Source organism: Rhodococcus sp. IEGM 1351, from assembly GCF_030056875.1.
In the GTDB taxonomy this organism is placed as follows: Bacteria; Actinomycetota; Actinomycetes; order Mycobacteriales; family Mycobacteriaceae; genus Rhodococcus_F; species Rhodococcus_F opacus.
On record NZ_JASHKU010000013.1, the window covers coordinates 60,425 to 75,392 of the forward strand.

The window sequence follows — 14,968 nt, forward strand, 5'->3', positions numbered from 1 at the left end:
TACACCCATCGCCGGGACGGGACAACCCTGCGGCGGCCATTCGGCAATCGTGGTGTCTCGGCGCCGGGAGTGTTCTACGTTCGGAGCGGAGGCCCACCGCGCCGCACCCGAGGAGCCCAGCATGAAGGCTGTCATCTGCACCGAGACTCGCCTGGAGGTGGGTGACATCCCGGCTCCGATCCCGGCCCGGGGTCAGGTGCTGATCGACGTGTCCCGGTGCGGGATCTGCGGCTCGGACCTGCACGCCCGCGTACACGCCGACGAGATGGCGGAACTGGCGGCCGAGACCGGCTACCGCGACTTCATGCGTTCCCACCAGCGAGTCGTGCTCGGGCACGAGTTCAGCGGCACCGTCGCCGACTACGGTCCCGGTTGCCGAAAGCGGTGGCCGGTGGGTACCGCGGTGGTTGCGTTGCCCATCGTCCGCACCGGGTCGGACATCCACCTGACCGGGCTGTCGGCCTCGGCGCCGGGCGGCTATGCGGAACAGGTGGTGGTGCAGGAGTCAATGACCCTGCCTGTGCCGAACGGGCTGTCGGCGGAGAAGGCCGCACTGACCGAGCCGATGGCGGTGGCGTGGCACGCGGTGCGGAAGGGTGACGTCGGCAAGGGCCGCACCGCGATCGTCATCGGATGTGGCCCGATCGGTCTCGCCGTGATCAGCATGCTGAAGGCGTCCGGTGTCCGCACCGTGGTCGCCGCCGACTTCTCCACCCGTCGGCGGGAACTCGCCCGGCATTGCGGGGGCGACGTCGTGGTCGACCCTGCCGCGGCGTCGCCCTGGACGTCCTATCCGCGGCGCAGGGAGACGACCTCCATCACGGAGGTGCTCGCCCTCGGACTGGACACCATGGAGAAGCTGCGCCGCATCCCGAAGCTGCCGTGGTGGCACGCCTTCGCCCTCGCCGACGCGGTGGGCGCGACACCGTCCGGGCCGGTCGTCTTCGAGTGTGTCGGCATGCCCGGAGTCATCGACGGCATCCTGGCCGGGGCGCCGCTGCGGTCACGTGTCGTCGTGGTCGGGGTCTGCATGGAGACCGACACCTTCCGGCCCGCACTGGCGGTCAACAAGGAGATCGACCTGCGCTTCGCCATCGCCTACGACCCCCGCGAATTCCGCGACACCCTCCACATGCTCGCCGACGGAAAGATCGATCCGGCGCCGCTGATCACCGGTACGGTCGGGTTGTCCGGTGTCCAATCCGCGTTCACCGCGCTCGGCAGCCCCGAGATGCACGCGAAGATCCTGATCGACCCCGAGAACGTCTCCGCCACGCTGTGATTCGCCGACGTCCATGAACTCGAAACATCACCGCCTTCAGTGGGCCGTCCCGGCGCTTCTCCTCGCGCTGATCTACGCCGCGTCGCTCACCGTGTACGGGTTGAGCAGCCGCACCGGCGACGAGGACGGACCGTTCGAGATCGGTAGCGACGAGGTCGTGGTCCTCGTGACGGCGAAGTCGCTGCAGCCGACGACCGACCGCGTGCAGGCCGAGGTGACGATCACCGTCGGTGAGGATTTCCTCCACGCCAACGGCGACACCCTGAACCGGGACATCACGCTGCTGCTCATCCCGAGCACCAGCCACGAGGAAATCGTCTTCCGGGCGGGCGCCTCGGCCACGACCTTCGACACCGAGTTCATCGCCACCGGCAACGCGGCCTACTGGCCGTTCGACCGGTTCGAGGTGAATCCGATGGTGGTGGAGGCGTATCAGGGGCTCGGCGCCGACCGTGAACTGGTGCCCACGGCCCTGCTGCTGGACGGCCGGGTCGACGGGTGGAAGGCGCGCGCCGAGGCGGTGGCGGTCGACACGGACCTCTCCCGGAACGGCACCGGCGCCGCGCTGATGTTCGCGCGCACGGGCGGGAACCTGATCTACGCCGGAATCCTGCTGCTGATGATGACAATCCTGGCGGGCCTCGCCGCGTTCGTCGCGCTGCAGACGTTCCGCCGCAAGCGTGCCGTCAACACCGACATGCTGGGCTGGATGGCCGCGATGCTGTTCGCCGTCGTTCCGTTGCGCGGAATCCTGCCGGGAAGCCCGCCGATCGGATCATGGGTCGACATCGCCCTCACGGTGTGGGTGGTCTCCACACTCGTCGCATCGCTGGCCCTGTTCGTGTTCTGCTGGTGGCGGGACAGCGAAGCACCCGCCAGCCCTGATCGCCGCTAGTCGATGCTCTGCAATTTCTTGCGGCGGCGGTAGTCTGCGGCCTTGATCCGGTTGCCGCACTCCGCCATTCCGCACCAGCGGCGCGAGAAGCCGCGGGAGAGATCGACGAACAGCCGGGTGCAGTCCGGGTTCGAGCACTCCTTCACCTTCGCCATCGCCGGGGAGCCGATCAGATCGATGGCATCCCGGGCGAGGAGGCTCAATGCGTTGCCTGGTGTGCCGGTGCTGGTCGTATCGCCCTCGCGGGTGAGGGTGAGGGTGGGCAACGGACCCGCGGCGGCGGTGTTGAGGAGGCCGACCTCGGCTTCCGTCGCTCGGTGGGTGCTGCCGGTCAGCGCCGCACCGACGGCGCTGTAGATCGCCTCCCGGAGGTGCCGTGCGTCGCGGACGCTGTCGGCGGACGGCGGTTCCATCTCGTCGCACAGGTTCGCCCCGGCCACCCACCGGCGCAGATCGTCCGGATTCTCGAGCAGCTCAGTGCGCAGGGTCCGGCGCCACAGGATGGTGCCGGCGAAATCCAGGCAATGCCGTCCACTCACATACACGAACTCGTTCACGTCACCATCTTGACAGGTGACGCGAACGAGTTCAAACTTCTTCCATGATCCCCGTCACCCCCTAGGGTGGTGACGCTACCGAGGGTGATTCGTCTCGGCGCCAGCGACGGGACTCATTCACACAGCGTTCTCACCAAAGGAGCCCGGATTCCATGTACGACGATGCGCGCGTCCCAGCACCGACACGAGGGCCCACCGCGCCTCCCCTGACCACCACCACGATCGCCGGCCGGATGGAACGACTGCCGTGGTGCCGTGTCCAGCGAAACCTCTTCCTGGTGATTGCCACCGCCTGGTTCTTCGACTCGATCGACCTGGGCGCCATGACCTTCCTGCTGTCACCGATCAGCCACCACTTCTCGCTCACCGCAGCACAGACAGGGGTACTCGGCAGCGCCAGCTTCGCCGGAATGTTCTTCGGAGCCGTCGGGGCCGGTGCCATCGCCGACCGATTCGGACGCCAGCGGGTCTTCAAGTACAGCATCATCGCCTGGGGCCTGGCGAGCATCGGACTCGCCCTGTCGTGGAACTTCGAATCCCTGCTCACCTTCCGATTCCTGCTCGGTGTCGGCATGGGAGCGGAGTTCCCGGTGGCCGCGGCAATCCTCGCCGAATTCATGCCCTCGTCGAAGCGCGGGCGCTACGCTGCCCTGCTCGAGGGTGCCTGGCCGATCGGCTTCATCACGGCCGGCGCGGTGTCCTACCTCCTGGTCGCCTCCACGTTCGGTTGGCGCGGATTCTTTCTCATGCAGGCCGCCCTGGCCGTGGTCGCGCTGATCATTCGGCGCAACCTGCCGGAGTCACCCCGGTGGCAGGTCTCCCGGGGGCACACGGCCGCAGCGGAACGCACCCTGGCCTCCATCGAAAGCGCGGTACGCGACGCGACCGGCCGGCCACTACCCGAGCCCGAACCCGTGCGCGGCGCGCACGGCGAGGACACCGGACGGGGAGGCTTCCGGGCACTCTTCCTTCCCGCACACAAAGCGCGCACCCTGACGGTATGGGCAGTGTGGTTTTGCCTGATGACCGGCTACTACGGGCTGACGACCTGGATCGGCAAGCTCCTGACCGACAACGGCCTCGACGTCGCCAAGAGCATCGGGTTCGTCCTCGTCATGGCCCTGTGGGGAATCCCCGGGTTCCTGTCGGCCGCGTACCTGATCGAGCGGCTCGGACGGCGTTACTGCCTGGCCGGGTACACCATCGGATCCGGCATCGCCGCCTTCTTCTACGGCCAGAGTTCGGGCACGTTCGAGCTGATCCTCGCCGGATCGTTCCTGCAGTTCTTCTTCTTCGGCATGTTCTCCTCGATCTTCGCCTACACCCCGGAACTGTTCCCCACCCGCAGTCGCGGGGCGGGAGTCGGCTCCGCCACCGCCCTGGGCCGGCTGGGTTCGGTCTTCGGCCCCATCGCGGTCCCCTTCCTGCTCGGCTTCGGCGGCACCGGACTGGTCTTCTCCACGAGCGCGGTCCTGTTCGCGATCGGCGCGCTGATCGTGCTCACCCGCCTGCCCGAGACGAAAGACGCTGTCCTCGAACAGATCCACTGACTTTCCGCATACTCCCACCACGACGAAAGCGAATCCCGTGAACACCGACGAATACCTGTACTTCCTCGACCGCGCGTTCGACGGCATGCTCGCCGTCCTCGGCGAACTCGGCGACGAGCGCGCCAATCAGGCACCACCCTTCGACGGCGCGAACTCCCCCTGGGCCATCACCTACCACTGCACCCAGGTGGCCGACTACTGGATCGGGCACCTGATCGGCGGCCGCGAGAGCAACCGTGACCGAGAGGCCGAGTTCACCGCCCGGGGAACCATCGCCGACCTCACCCGCACGATCGCCGCCCTGCGGGCGAACCTGCAGAAGGACCTCGACGGCTTCGACCCCGCTGCGCCGCTGACGAATACCCCACCCGCCGACTACGAGGGGCCGAGCCGCCAACTGACCCCGAACGGGGTCCTCCTCCACGTGCTCGAGGAACTCTCCCAACATCACGGACAGGTCGAGGTTTCCCGCGACGCCCTGTCGACCGTCCCAGTGGAAGCAGCGTTGTGACCACCTCGACGACACCCCACCCCCTGTTCCCGGGATTCGACGACCTCGACCTCGGTGCGCTGTCCCGGCGCACCGGGGTGAAATGGGCGCGCGCGGTCGAAGCCGGGGCACTCCCGTCGTGGGTCGCCGACATGGACTTTCCTGTTGCCCCGGAGATCCGCGACGCGCTAAAGGACGTCATCGACCGCGGCGACCTCGGGTACCCGAACTGGTTGGGCGGCACTCCCTTGCGTGCCGAGTTCGCCCGGCGGATGTCCGACCGCTACGGCTGGCAGGTCGACCCCGCCGACGTGCGGGAGCAGACCGATCTGATCCAGGCGCTGCAGCTGATCCTGCATCTCGGCACCCGCCCCGGGGATGCGGTGGTCATTCAGACCCCGAACTACCCGCCGTTCCTGGCGACGATCGAAACGATGGGGCGGCGCACCGTCGAATTCCCCTTCGTCGACACCGAGAACGGGTGGGCGCTCGACTTCGACGAATTCGAGCGCACCCTGGCACGGAATCGTCCCAAGGTGCTCGTCCTCGTCAATCCGCACAATCCGACGGGTCGAGTGCACACGCGCGGCGAACTCGAACGCATCGCCGAACTCGCTGAACGGTACGGCCTGCTCGTGATCAGCGACGAGATCCACGCCGAACTGATCTACCAACCGCACCGGCACATCCCGTTCGCGTCCATCAGCGAGGACGCCTCATCGCGGACCGTGACGGTCACGTCGGCCGGGAAGACCTTCAACCTCGCCGGTCTGCGCTGCGCGGTGCTGCATTACGGTCCCACGGACCTGCTGGCGGTCCGGGACAACGAACCCCCCGACCTCTACGGCGCGGTCTCGGTTCTCGGGGTCGTCGGATCCCTCGCCGCATGGCAGCACGGGCAGGCGTGGCAGGACACCCTCATCCGCGTCCTCGACCGCAATCGCGCACGGGTCTACGACGTCCTGACCCGGGCGCTGCCCGAGGCCCGGCACCACCTGCCCGAGGCCACGTATCTGAGCTGGGTGAACGTCTCGGCCCTGCCGGTGGACGATCCGATCGACCGCATCCGCCGCGCCGGGCACGTGCTCGTCGACGGCGGTGCGCCCTTCGGGAAGGCCGGTGACCGGTTCATCCGGATCAACTTCGCCACCTCGGAGGCCCTGCTCGACCGGGTCCTGTCCGGCATCACCGTCGCGCTCACCGGCGAGCACCCGGACCCCGCAGCGCCGTCCACCGAACTCGACCCCTGCACCCTGACGTAAGGACCGATGCACGTGACCACCGCCATTGCCACCACCCACGCGCCGTCCGCGGCGCATCTCTACAACCAGGGAATCCAGGTCGGCGACCTGGTGTTCTGCAGTGGGCAACTGCCCCTGACCGCCGAATCGGGCGTGCTCGTCGGAAAGGACGATCCCCGGGCCCAGACGCGTCAGGTCTTCGCCAATGTGGCCGCGGTGCTCGCGGCGGCAGGCAGCTCCCTCGAGCACGTCGTCAAAGCGACGATCTTCCTCACGTCGATGGAGGATGTCGCCGCCGTCAATGCCGTCTACGCCGAAACCTTCGCCGGCATCAAACCCGCCCGATCCTGCATAGCCGTGCGCGCACTCCCGCATCGGGATGCGCTCGTGGAGATCGAGGTGGTTGCCACGAGAGCGCCGGGTTCGGAATAGTCGAGGACATGGTGCGCCGGACCGGAAGAGTGCTGCCGCCCTGGTATCTCGCCCACGTCAACAGGGTGATCGTGGGTCTGCATCGCTTGGGCGTTCCGATGCCGATGCCCGCGCTCACCGTCCCCGGCCGGAAGACGGGCGTGCTGCGGTCGACGCCCGTCTCACCGTACGAGGTGGACGGCCGGCGCTACGTCGTCGCGGGATACGCCGAATCGGACTGGGCGAAGAACGCCCGGGCCGCCGGGCGTGGTGAGCTGACCCGGGGGCGGCGACGCGAGCGTGTCCGACTGGTCGCGCTGCCGGTGCCGGAGCGGGGCCGGATTCTCCGCGAGTTCCCGACCCGGGTGCCGCATGGGGTCACCATGTTTCTCAAGGCCGGGACGGTCGCGAACTCCTCCCCGGAGGCGTTCGCGGCCGCCGCGGACCGGTGCGAGGTCTTCCGCATCGAGCCGCTCGACTGACGCGGTCACCGAACCTCGAGCGTGCCCACCATGTTCGGATGATAGGTGCAGTGGAACGCGAACGTGCCCGGCTGACCGGGGACGGTGAACGTCGCGGTCGCACCCGGTTCAACCTCCACGTCGAACAGGTCGCCGGTGTCCGCCGTCACGGTGTGTTCGGCGGTGTCGTCGTTGCGGACGGTGACCTCTTCTCCCGGCGCGAACGTGCCGGGCAGGGTGTACGTGAAATCGGAGATCACGATCTCCCGCTGAGCCCCCGCAGGCATCGACATCGGCATCGACATGGACATCGACGGCATGCCGGACATGGGATGGTCCCCGCCGTACGCCGTTTCCGCCGAACCGGACGAGTCGTCACCGTCGCTTCCGCACGCGGCCAGCGCGAAGACGGCCAGCAGGATCGGCAGGACAAGTGTCAGAACGCGTTTCATGGTGTCGCCTCCGGATGACGGTGAGAACGGATGCCCGACGCCCCGCTCCTCGCGGGAGTAGTACCCGTTTTCACGGCCTGCACCCCTCGGTGTGCCCCGTGACTCGTCAGCCGCCGTTCAGCGCCTCCTGCGTCTCGAGGTTCGCCACCGGGGTGCGGAGCGAGGCGACGGCGTCCGCGTAGAGCGAGGACTTGATCTCACCCAGTGTGCGTCCTCGGGTCGCGACGAGGCCCTGCGCATGTTCGACCGCCCTGGTGAGCACGTGCTGCTCGGGGGCGACCTCGTCGACGAACCCGAGTTCGCTCGCCGCGACGCCACCGTACCGACGGCCGGTCACCAGGGCGGTGTGCACGGCCCGCGCGGGCAGGCGGGCCGCGAGCAGCGCAATGCTGCCCGGCGCGTAACTCGCCCCGATGGTGATGCCCGGCAGGCAGAAGTAGCCGCGGTCCTCACGCATCACCCGGTGATCGTGGGCCGCCGCGAGGATTGCGCCGCCGCCGAAGGTGTGCCCGGTCAGCGCGGCCACGGTCGGCAGGGGGAAGGTGAGGATCCGCGCGAACAGGGCCTGCACACGGTCGATGTAGGAGTTCAGCTTGTCGGTGTTGGCGACGACCCAGGCGGTGTCGAGACCGGTGGAGTAGAACTTTCCGAGCCCTGTCGTCACCAGTGCGGCGGGACCGTCGTGTTGCTCGACCTGATCGAGGAGGCCCTCGACTTTGTCGATCCAATCCGGGTGGAAGGCGTTCTCGCTGTCCGGTTCCCCCTCCTCACCGAAGTACAGGACGAACACATCTCCCGAGCGCTCCACGTAAGGCATGCGGCGAGGCTACCCGGAGGCGGGCGCGTCGCGCCCCTCGAGCACGCACACCTCGGTGGGTGAAGTTTCAACTGTCGCGGGGCCGGGTATGTCGATCGTCAAACAGCTGAGGCGGTGGACGATGAAGAGCGGAACAGGCATTGCCGACACCCGCACCGTTCGGGACTACATCCACACGGTTGCCAGGAGCGTTCACGCCGACTCCATCGACTGGTGGGACAGCGACGGCATCGAAGTCGTCCTCGTTCTGCCGCTCCGGTTGCATTATCTGCCGGGACGCAACGCGGTGCTGGCGTGGAACCGGACCTTCGGCTGGTCGCTCGGCGTCGAAGGATTGGGCCGCCGCAGCGTCATCGTGATCGCCGGCCTCGGTATCGGGCGGATGCCGTCACCCGCCGTGTGCGCGGAACGCGCGGTGGAGTTGATCGACGACTACTGCCGCTCGACACCCGCATCACCGGTTGCGCCGACAACCGGTCCCGGCACATCGATCGCCGCGGATCGGTGTCCTCGCATCGGGCGGGACGCTACCGGCAGCGGACGGCGGGACAGAGTCGTCCGCCGGCCGTGACCACGGGCGCCGGGGGCCACGACGACAGCGTGGCCCAACCGCATTCCCCCGCGCAGGAGCAGCCGATCATCGCCGCGGAGGAGGGCGCGGCGCGCATCAGCACGGCGGCGCATCCGCTCGGGAAGCCCGGACCGCGGTTCGATCGCCGGTCCCCGTTCTTCATCGGCATGGCCGGAGCCGCCGGTGTCGCCGTCACGTACGCCCTGATCGAGGTCGTTCTCGCGGCCCGCGGGGTGTTGGTCCTGATCGCCGTCGCCGCATTCCTCGCGATCGGCCTCGAACCCGCCGTGTCCTGGTTGGTGCGGCACGGATTTCCCCGATGGGCCGCGGTTGCAACGGTTTTCGTCCTCTCTTTCGCCGTGCTGGCCGGGTTCCTCGCCGCGGCGATCCCGCCGATGGTGACGCAGGGCGGCGCCCTCGTGCACAACGCCCCGGACTACCTGGGGCACCTCGAGCAGAACTACCCGGTGCTGGGGGAACTCAGCACCCGCTTCCATCTGCAGGACGAACTGCGCCGGGCACTCGATGCGGGCAACGTACCGATCGTCGTCGGCGGGATCGTGGGTGCGGGCAAGTTCGTGTTCAGCGCCATCAGCGGCACCGTGATCGTAGTCGTGCTCACCGCCTATTTCCTGGCCGACTTCGCGCACATCCGGTCGTCGATCTACCGCCTGGCCCCGAACTCGCGGCGTCCACGCACGATTCTGATCGGCGACGAAATCTTCGCGAAGGTCGGCGGATACGTGCTCGGGAACCTCCTGATCTCGTTGATCACCGCCGTCCTCACGTTCGTGTGGCTGGTCGCCTTCGATGTCCCCTACCCGTTGCTGCTGGCCGTCCTGGTCGCCGTGCTGGATCTGATTCCGGTGGTCGGATCCACCCTCGCCGGTGTCGTGGTGGCGCTGGTCGCCCTCACCGTGTCCCTGCCGGTGTCACTGGCCACCATCGTCTTCTTCATCGCCCTCCGCCTGTTCGAGGACTACCTTCTCGTTCCCCGCATCATCGGCCGAACCGTCAAGGTGCCCCCGATGGTCACCGTCGTCGCCGTCCTCATCGGCGGCGCACTGCTGGGGATCGTCGGGGCGCTGCTCGCGATACCCGTCGCCGCCGCCGTTCTGCTTCTCGCCCGCGAGACGGTGTTTCCGCAGCTCGACCGCGGCTGAGCAGGCGGGGCACGAAAACGGCCGTGCGGAAGAAGTTTCCATGTTCTGCTTACCCTGGAGACGTGGGATGCGCCGGGGCATGCTCGGGCGATGTCCCGAGCATGGAGAAAGAGGCGCTGAATGTCGGTGATGAGTCCCACCGAGGCGATGTTCGTGCTGTTCGAGACGCCGTCGCATCCCATGCACGTGGGTGCGCTCGAACTGTTCGAACCACCGCGCGAGTCGGGGCCCGATCATGCCCGGGCCATGTTCGAGGCGTTGATCTCGCACGAGGACGCGTCGGACACGTTCCGCCGGCGCGCCGTACGCCCGCTCCGGGGCGCCAGTTATCCCTGGTGGTCGTTCGACGACCGCATCGATCTCGGCTACCACGTCCGGCACACGGCGGTCCCGGGCCGGGGCCGCATGGAGGATCTGCTGTCGCTGGTGTCCCAGATGCACGGCATGCCGCTCGACCCGCAGCACCCGATGTGGGAGATGCACGTCATCGAGGGGCTCGCCGACGGACGGACGGCCGTGTTCTCGAAGATTCACCTGTCGCTGATGGACGGACCGGCCGGGCTGCGACTTCTCCATCACGCCCTGTCGACCGACCCCGACGCCCGCGACTGCCCCGCACCGTGGACGCCCGGGGTCGCCGGCACGCCGCGGCGGGAATCCGTGCTGCCGGTGGCCATGGTCCGGGCCGGCGTGCGGGCCGCCACCAGCATCGTCGGGGTGTTGCCTGCGCTCGCGAAGGTCGCGTACGACGGCGTCCGCGAGCAACATCTGACCCTCCCCCTGCAGTCACCGCCCACGATGCTCAACGTTCCGGTCGGCCGGGCCCGGAAACTGGCGGCACGGTCGTGGCCGATCCGGCGCCTGGTGTCGGTGGCCACCGCGGCCCGCACCACGATCAACGCGGTGGTGCTCGCGATGTGTTCGGGGGCGCTGCGCCAGTATCTCCTCGAGCAGTACGCGCTGCCGGACGCGCCGCTGACGGCGATGCTGCCCGTGCCCCTCGACCTCGGCGGCACGATGATCGGTCCGCGCGGCCGCGATCACGGCGTCGGCGCGATGGTCGTCGGCCTCGCCACCGACGAAGCGGATCCGGCGGCACGCCTGGCTCGCATCAGCGAATCGGTCGAGCACACCAACCGTGTGTTCGGCGCGCTGAGCCACACCCAGTTCCAGCTGATGAGCGCGCTGGCGATCAGCCCGATCCTGCTCGAGCCGGTCCGCCGGTTCGTCGACGACACTCCCCCGCCGTTCAACGTGATGATCTCGTACATGCCGGGCCCGTCGAGGCCGCGGTACTGGAACGGCGCCCGCCTCGACGCGGTCTATCCGGCACCGACGGTCCTCGGGGGTCAGGCGCTCAGCATCACCCTCACCAGCCGGTCCGGTCAACTCGACGTCGGCGTCGTAGGCGATCGGCACGCCGTCCCCCATCTTCAGCGGATCATCACGCACCTGGAGACGTCGCTCAGCGACCTCGAGCACGCGGTCGCCGCGTCCGGCACCTGACCCTAACCGGGCGGCTGCCGCAGGGACGTGCGGTTCTCCGCCCAGCACCGGGTGACGTGATCGCCGACGAGGTCGTCGAAGGCCAGGCAGGCCGCGGCCCCCAGCAGGATGTCGTCGGCTACTGCGGGCCGGGCCGCGACCAGCCCGCCGGCGAGGTCGCGGCAGACGATCTGTTCGTGCACGGAGTCGGCCTCCACGTGCTCGTCGAAGAACAGGGTGGCCGCCTTCCCGAATCCGAGGCGGCGCAGTCCGGCGGCGTACTTCTTGCTCGGCAGTGCGGACGTGGTCTCCACCGCGCACAGGTGCCCCACCAGGGCCCCGAGACGACCGCGGTGCAGGCCGAACAGGGACAGCGCGTTGAGGGACGCCAGCGTCACGGCGGGCACCGCGTCGATGTAGTGCGCGTAGTCGCCGGACAGCCCGAGCTCGCGCATCGTGGTGGCGAACAGCGCCGAGTGCATCCTCTCGGGCCTGCCGCCGCCGTATTCGTCGGACTGCACCTCCACCAGCGCCGCTTTCGGTGCGCCCGCGAGCCGCGGAATGCCGAGCGTGTGCACGTCGGCCTCACGCAACTGGTTCAGCGAACGGTGGATCAGCAACTCCCGGAACTGGGTGAGATCCGCGTCGTGGGCCATGTGACCGGACAGCCCCGGCGCCGTGCTGGGGGCGGTCATCGCCCACAGCGCTGTCACCACGTCTTCGGCGCCGGTCGGCGCGTCGGCGATGTCACGGATCGCGGCGTCGAACGGGACCTCGAGCGCCGATCGGGCGGCGATCAGGTCGCTGTTCCACTCCCACTCGTCACCGACACCGGTGATCCCCTGCAGGTGCAGTTCGTAGAGCGCGGTCAGGCAGATCTGCGCGTCCTCGTCGACGAGGAAGGCCCGGGGACTGTCGCGCGCCGACGAGGCGAGGGAGCGTGCCGCCGCCACGAACGGTTCGGCATCGGCGCCGTCGGCGCGCAGAATGGAGAACAGGAGATCGCTGACGGGACCGCGCGGCTTCGGGAAGGGCATGGACGTTCCCGATTGCGCCACCGTGTCCGACGTCGACCGAGAGTGCAAAGTAGTCATATGAACTCCATTCCCATTCCCGGGGCCGACGAATCTGCCGTGGCCGACGAGTCCGACGTCACGATCACCGTCTGCCCTGATGGTCCACTCCTGGTGCGGGGTGCTGCGCGGATCCTCGACACCGACGGTAACCCGCTCGGCGACGGCCGGGCCACCGTGGCGCTGTGCCGGTGTGGGCGGACGAGCATCGCTCCCTTCTGCGACAGTTCGCACAAGAAGCGGCGTCGCCCGTAGGACTGTTCCGCATCAGTTCTGCTTCCGACTCTGCGCACGGCGGCGCGCGATCACGAACGTCACGACGCCGACAAGGATCACGATGGCGATGATTTCCATCCGTACCGGTTACCCACTCCGCGGAAAAGCTACGCCGGGCTCCCGCTGTGCCTCCGGACGCGCCGTCGAGAAGTGCAGTGGGACTACCGAAAACGCGAACGGCGCGACATCGGCGGTGATGGTGGGGTGAGAAACGCGTCCCCGTAATTGACACCATGGGGTAACGTCAGAGTCCTGCACGGTTGAGCCCCCAGCCGCAATGGACGGGCACGGTTCACGCGCCTTATTTCGTGCCTGTCTCCTACGTCGCTCGATCGTGAGGAAACGACATGAAATCGGTTCTCAGTGCGCTGCCGACACGCTCCGACCCTGCCGACAATTCGACGCTGTTCAGCTGGGCCGTCGAGCCCGAGCACGGGCGGCTCTCCGTCGTCAGTGCGCCCGGTGCCGGCGGAATTCTCGTCGTCCGGATATCCGGTGACATCGACGTCACCACCCTCCACACCTTCGGGAACCACCTCGACGAGGCGATCAACGAACGACTTCCGTTCGTGCTCGACCTCACGGACGTGCAGTTCTTCTGCGCGTCTGCCCTACCGATACTCGACATCATGGCCGGTCGCGCCCGCAGGCTCGCCGTGCCGTGGGCGGTGACCGGCAACACCGCTCTCCGCAGGCCGTTGACGGCAATGCACATGGCTGCACAGATCCCCTTCGGCGCCGACCTCGAGGACGCCTTCCGGCTGGTCACCGAGGCAATTCACCAGGGTGGGCGCTCGGCGTGAAAGACACTGCTCCGTACGGCACGTCCGACTTCGTGGTGGTCGCCAACCGACTGCCCGTGGACATGGAGACACTCGACGACGGGACGACACGCTGGAAGCGGAGCCCGGGAGGCCTCGTCACAGCCCTGGAACCGATCCTTCACGACCGGGAACGCGGTTCCTGGGTGGGCTGGCCCGGTGTGCCCGACACGAAGGTCGAACCGATCGTCTCCGGCGGGATCGACCTGTACCCGGTGGAGCTGAGCTCGGCCGAGGTCTCGCTGTACTACGAAGGATTCTCGAACGCGACGCTGTGGCCGCTGTACCACGACGTGCTGGTGGCGCCGGTCTTCGACCGGGACTGGTGGCACTCGTACCTGGACGTGAATCGCCACTTCGCCGAGGAGACCGCGCGCACCGCGGCCGAGGGCGCAACCGTGTGGGTGCAGGACTACCAGCTGCAGCTGGTGCCCCGTCTGCTGCGGGAGATGCGCCCCGACCTGACCATCGGGTTCTTCCTCCACATCCCCTTCCCGCCCGTCGAACTGTTCATGCAGTTGCCGTGGCGCAAGGAGATCGTGGAGGGGCTGCTCGGCGCCGATCTCATCGGCTTCCACCTGCCCGGCGGCGCCAACAATTTCCTGTTCCTGGCGCGCAGGCTACTGGGACTCGACACCACCACCGCAGGCGTCGGCGTGCGCAGCGCACTCGGCCGGGTGACACTCGACGACCGGGTCGTGCAGGTCGGAGCGTTCCCCATTTCCGTCGACTCGCGGCAACTGGTCGAACAGGCCACCGATCCCGCCATCGTCGAACGGGCCGCCGAGATCCGCCGCGAGCTCGGGAACCCCCGCAAGATCCTCCTCGGAGTCGACCGACTCGACTACACGAAGGGCATCGACCTGCGGCTCTCGGCGCTCGGTGAACTGCTCGACGAGGGCCGACTCGATCCGTCCGACACCGTGATGGTGCAGCTCGCCACCCCGAGCCGTGAACGCGTCGAGCACTACATGAAGATGCGCAGTTCCATCGAGGAGCAGGTCAGCCACATCAACGGTGATCACGGTCAGATCGGCCGGCCGGTCGTGCACTACCTCTATCAGCCGGTCGATCGCAGCGAGCTGATCGCGCTGTTCCTGGCCGCCGACGTCATGCTGGTCACCCCGATGCGTGACGGGATGAACCTCGTCGCGAAGGAGTACGTCGCCTGTCGAGCGGATCTGGGTGGGGCGCTGGTGCTCAGCGAGTTCGCCGGTGCCGCCGCCGAACTCCGGGGCGCCTACCTGGTGAACCCGCACGACCTCGACGGAGTGAAGAACACGATCATGGCCGCCCTCGACCCGGACCGGGAGCAGGGACGGCGCCGCATGTCGCGGCTGCACCGCCAGGTGCTCGACCATGACGTGCACCGCTGGGCGCAGTCGTTCCTCGGCGCGCTGTCTCCGGTCGCCGGCGACTGATC

General features: G+C 68.2%; 17 protein-coding genes. 13 read left to right on the forward strand and 4 right to left on the reverse strand.

Annotated elements, in window-relative coordinates; all coding sequences use genetic code 11:
* Window positions 1-121 precede the first annotated feature (121 nt).
* The gene (locus tag QM806_RS22655; RefSeq protein ID WP_005561459.1) at window positions 122-1,282 is read left to right on the forward strand and encodes a zinc-binding dehydrogenase; all 1,161 of its coding nucleotides are present in this window, start codon (window positions 122-124) and stop codon (window positions 1,280-1,282) included.
* 13 nt (window positions 1,283-1,295) lie between these two features.
* Window positions 1,296-2,177, forward strand: a complete 882-nt coding sequence (locus tag QM806_RS22660) for a DUF8686 domain-containing protein (RefSeq protein ID WP_005561457.1) — start codon at window positions 1,296-1,298, stop codon at window positions 2,175-2,177.
* On the opposite strand, the gene QM806_RS22665 is transcribed toward QM806_RS22660, so the two are convergent.
* Window positions 2,174-2,734, reverse strand: a complete 561-nt coding sequence (locus tag QM806_RS22665; RefSeq protein ID WP_005561455.1) for a CGNR zinc finger domain-containing protein — start codon at window positions 2,732-2,734, stop codon at window positions 2,174-2,176. The two genes, QM806_RS22660 and QM806_RS22665, sit on opposite strands and share 4 nt — an antisense overlap.
* Window positions 2,735-2,886: 152 nt before the next feature.
* On the opposite strand from QM806_RS22665, the gene QM806_RS22670 reads away from it, so the two are divergent.
* From QM806_RS22670 to QM806_RS22690, 5 genes are read left to right on the forward strand one after another with little or no spacing between them, the layout of a single operon-like run.
* Window positions 2,887-4,284, forward strand: a complete 1,398-nt coding sequence (locus QM806_RS22670; protein ID WP_005561453.1) for an MFS transporter — start codon at window positions 2,887-2,889, stop codon at window positions 4,282-4,284.
* 37 nt (window positions 4,285-4,321) lie between these two features.
* Window positions 4,322-4,795: a DinB family protein gene (locus QM806_RS22675; RefSeq protein WP_005561451.1), complete on the forward strand. Its 474-nt coding sequence runs from the start codon at window positions 4,322-4,324 to the stop codon at window positions 4,793-4,795.
* Window positions 4,792-6,036, forward strand: coding sequence for a MalY/PatB family protein (locus tag QM806_RS22680; protein WP_005561449.1), 1,245 nt, complete (start codon window positions 4,792-4,794; stop codon window positions 6,034-6,036). Before QM806_RS22675 ends, QM806_RS22680 begins: the two co-directional genes overlap by 4 nt.
* A 6-nt stretch (window positions 6,037-6,042) precedes the next feature.
* Window positions 6,043-6,447, forward strand: a complete 405-nt coding sequence (locus tag QM806_RS22685) for a Rid family detoxifying hydrolase (protein WP_005561448.1) — start codon at window positions 6,043-6,045, stop codon at window positions 6,445-6,447.
* Between the two features lie 8 nt (window positions 6,448-6,455).
* Window positions 6,456-6,908 (forward strand): nitroreductase/quinone reductase family protein, encoded by a 453-nt coding sequence (locus QM806_RS22690; RefSeq protein ID WP_005561445.1) that lies wholly within the window; start codon window positions 6,456-6,458, stop codon window positions 6,906-6,908.
* Between the two features lie 5 nt (window positions 6,909-6,913).
* On the opposite strand, the gene QM806_RS22695 is transcribed toward QM806_RS22690, so the two are convergent.
* Together QM806_RS22695 and QM806_RS22700 are read right to left on the reverse strand one after the other, a co-directional pair.
* On the reverse strand, window positions 6,914-7,339 hold the full coding sequence (locus QM806_RS22695; RefSeq protein WP_005561443.1) for a cupredoxin domain-containing protein: 426 nt from the start codon (window positions 7,337-7,339) through the stop codon (window positions 6,914-6,916).
* A 106-nt stretch (window positions 7,340-7,445) separates the two neighbouring features.
* Window positions 7,446-8,156 (reverse strand): enoyl-CoA hydratase/isomerase family protein, encoded by a 711-nt coding sequence (locus tag QM806_RS22700; protein ID WP_037203807.1) that lies wholly within the window; start codon window positions 8,154-8,156, stop codon window positions 7,446-7,448.
* 121 nt (window positions 8,157-8,277) lie between these two features.
* On the opposite strand from QM806_RS22700, the gene QM806_RS22705 reads away from it, so the two are divergent.
* The 3 genes from QM806_RS22705 (at window position 8,278) to QM806_RS22715 (ending at window position 11,396) form a co-directional block, all read left to right on the forward strand.
* Window positions 8,278-8,727 (forward strand): DUF6292 family protein, encoded by a 450-nt coding sequence (locus tag QM806_RS22705; protein ID WP_043787268.1) that lies wholly within the window; start codon window positions 8,278-8,280, stop codon window positions 8,725-8,727.
* Window positions 8,724-9,890: an AI-2E family transporter gene (locus QM806_RS22710; protein ID WP_120661152.1), complete on the forward strand. Its 1,167-nt coding sequence runs from the start codon at window positions 8,724-8,726 to the stop codon at window positions 9,888-9,890. The genes QM806_RS22705 and QM806_RS22710 overlap by 4 nt, the downstream gene beginning before the upstream one ends.
* Window positions 9,891-10,010: 120 nt before the next feature.
* A complete protein-coding gene (locus QM806_RS22715; protein WP_005257202.1) occupies window positions 10,011-11,396 on the forward strand; it encodes a WS/DGAT/MGAT family O-acyltransferase in 1,386 nt (461 codons plus the stop codon).
* Window positions 11,397-11,398: 2 nt separating this feature from the next.
* On the opposite strand, the gene QM806_RS22720 is transcribed toward QM806_RS22715, so the two are convergent.
* Window positions 11,399-12,469 carry an iron-containing redox enzyme family protein gene (locus QM806_RS22720; RefSeq protein ID WP_283292939.1) on the reverse strand — a complete coding sequence of 357 codons (1,071 nt, stop codon included), beginning with the start codon at window positions 12,467-12,469 and terminating at the stop codon, window positions 11,399-11,401.
* Here QM806_RS22720 and QM806_RS22725 point away from each other — a divergent pair, their 5' ends adjacent.
* The 3 genes from QM806_RS22725 (at window position 12,470) to QM806_RS22735 (ending at window position 14,966) form a co-directional block, all read left to right on the forward strand.
* Entirely contained in the window at window positions 12,470-12,703 is a 234-nt protein-coding gene (locus QM806_RS22725) for a CDGSH iron-sulfur domain-containing protein (protein WP_283292941.1), read from the forward strand.
* Window positions 12,704-13,071: 368 nt separating this feature from the next.
* The gene (locus tag QM806_RS22730; RefSeq protein WP_005257205.1) at window positions 13,072-13,527 is read left to right on the forward strand and encodes an STAS domain-containing protein; all 456 of its coding nucleotides are present in this window, start codon (window positions 13,072-13,074) and stop codon (window positions 13,525-13,527) included.
* Window positions 13,524-14,966, forward strand: a complete 1,443-nt coding sequence (locus QM806_RS22735; RefSeq protein ID WP_005570765.1) for an alpha,alpha-trehalose-phosphate synthase (UDP-forming) — start codon at window positions 13,524-13,526, stop codon at window positions 14,964-14,966. Before QM806_RS22730 ends, QM806_RS22735 begins: the two co-directional genes overlap by 4 nt.
* Window positions 14,967-14,968: the final 2 nt, after the last annotated feature.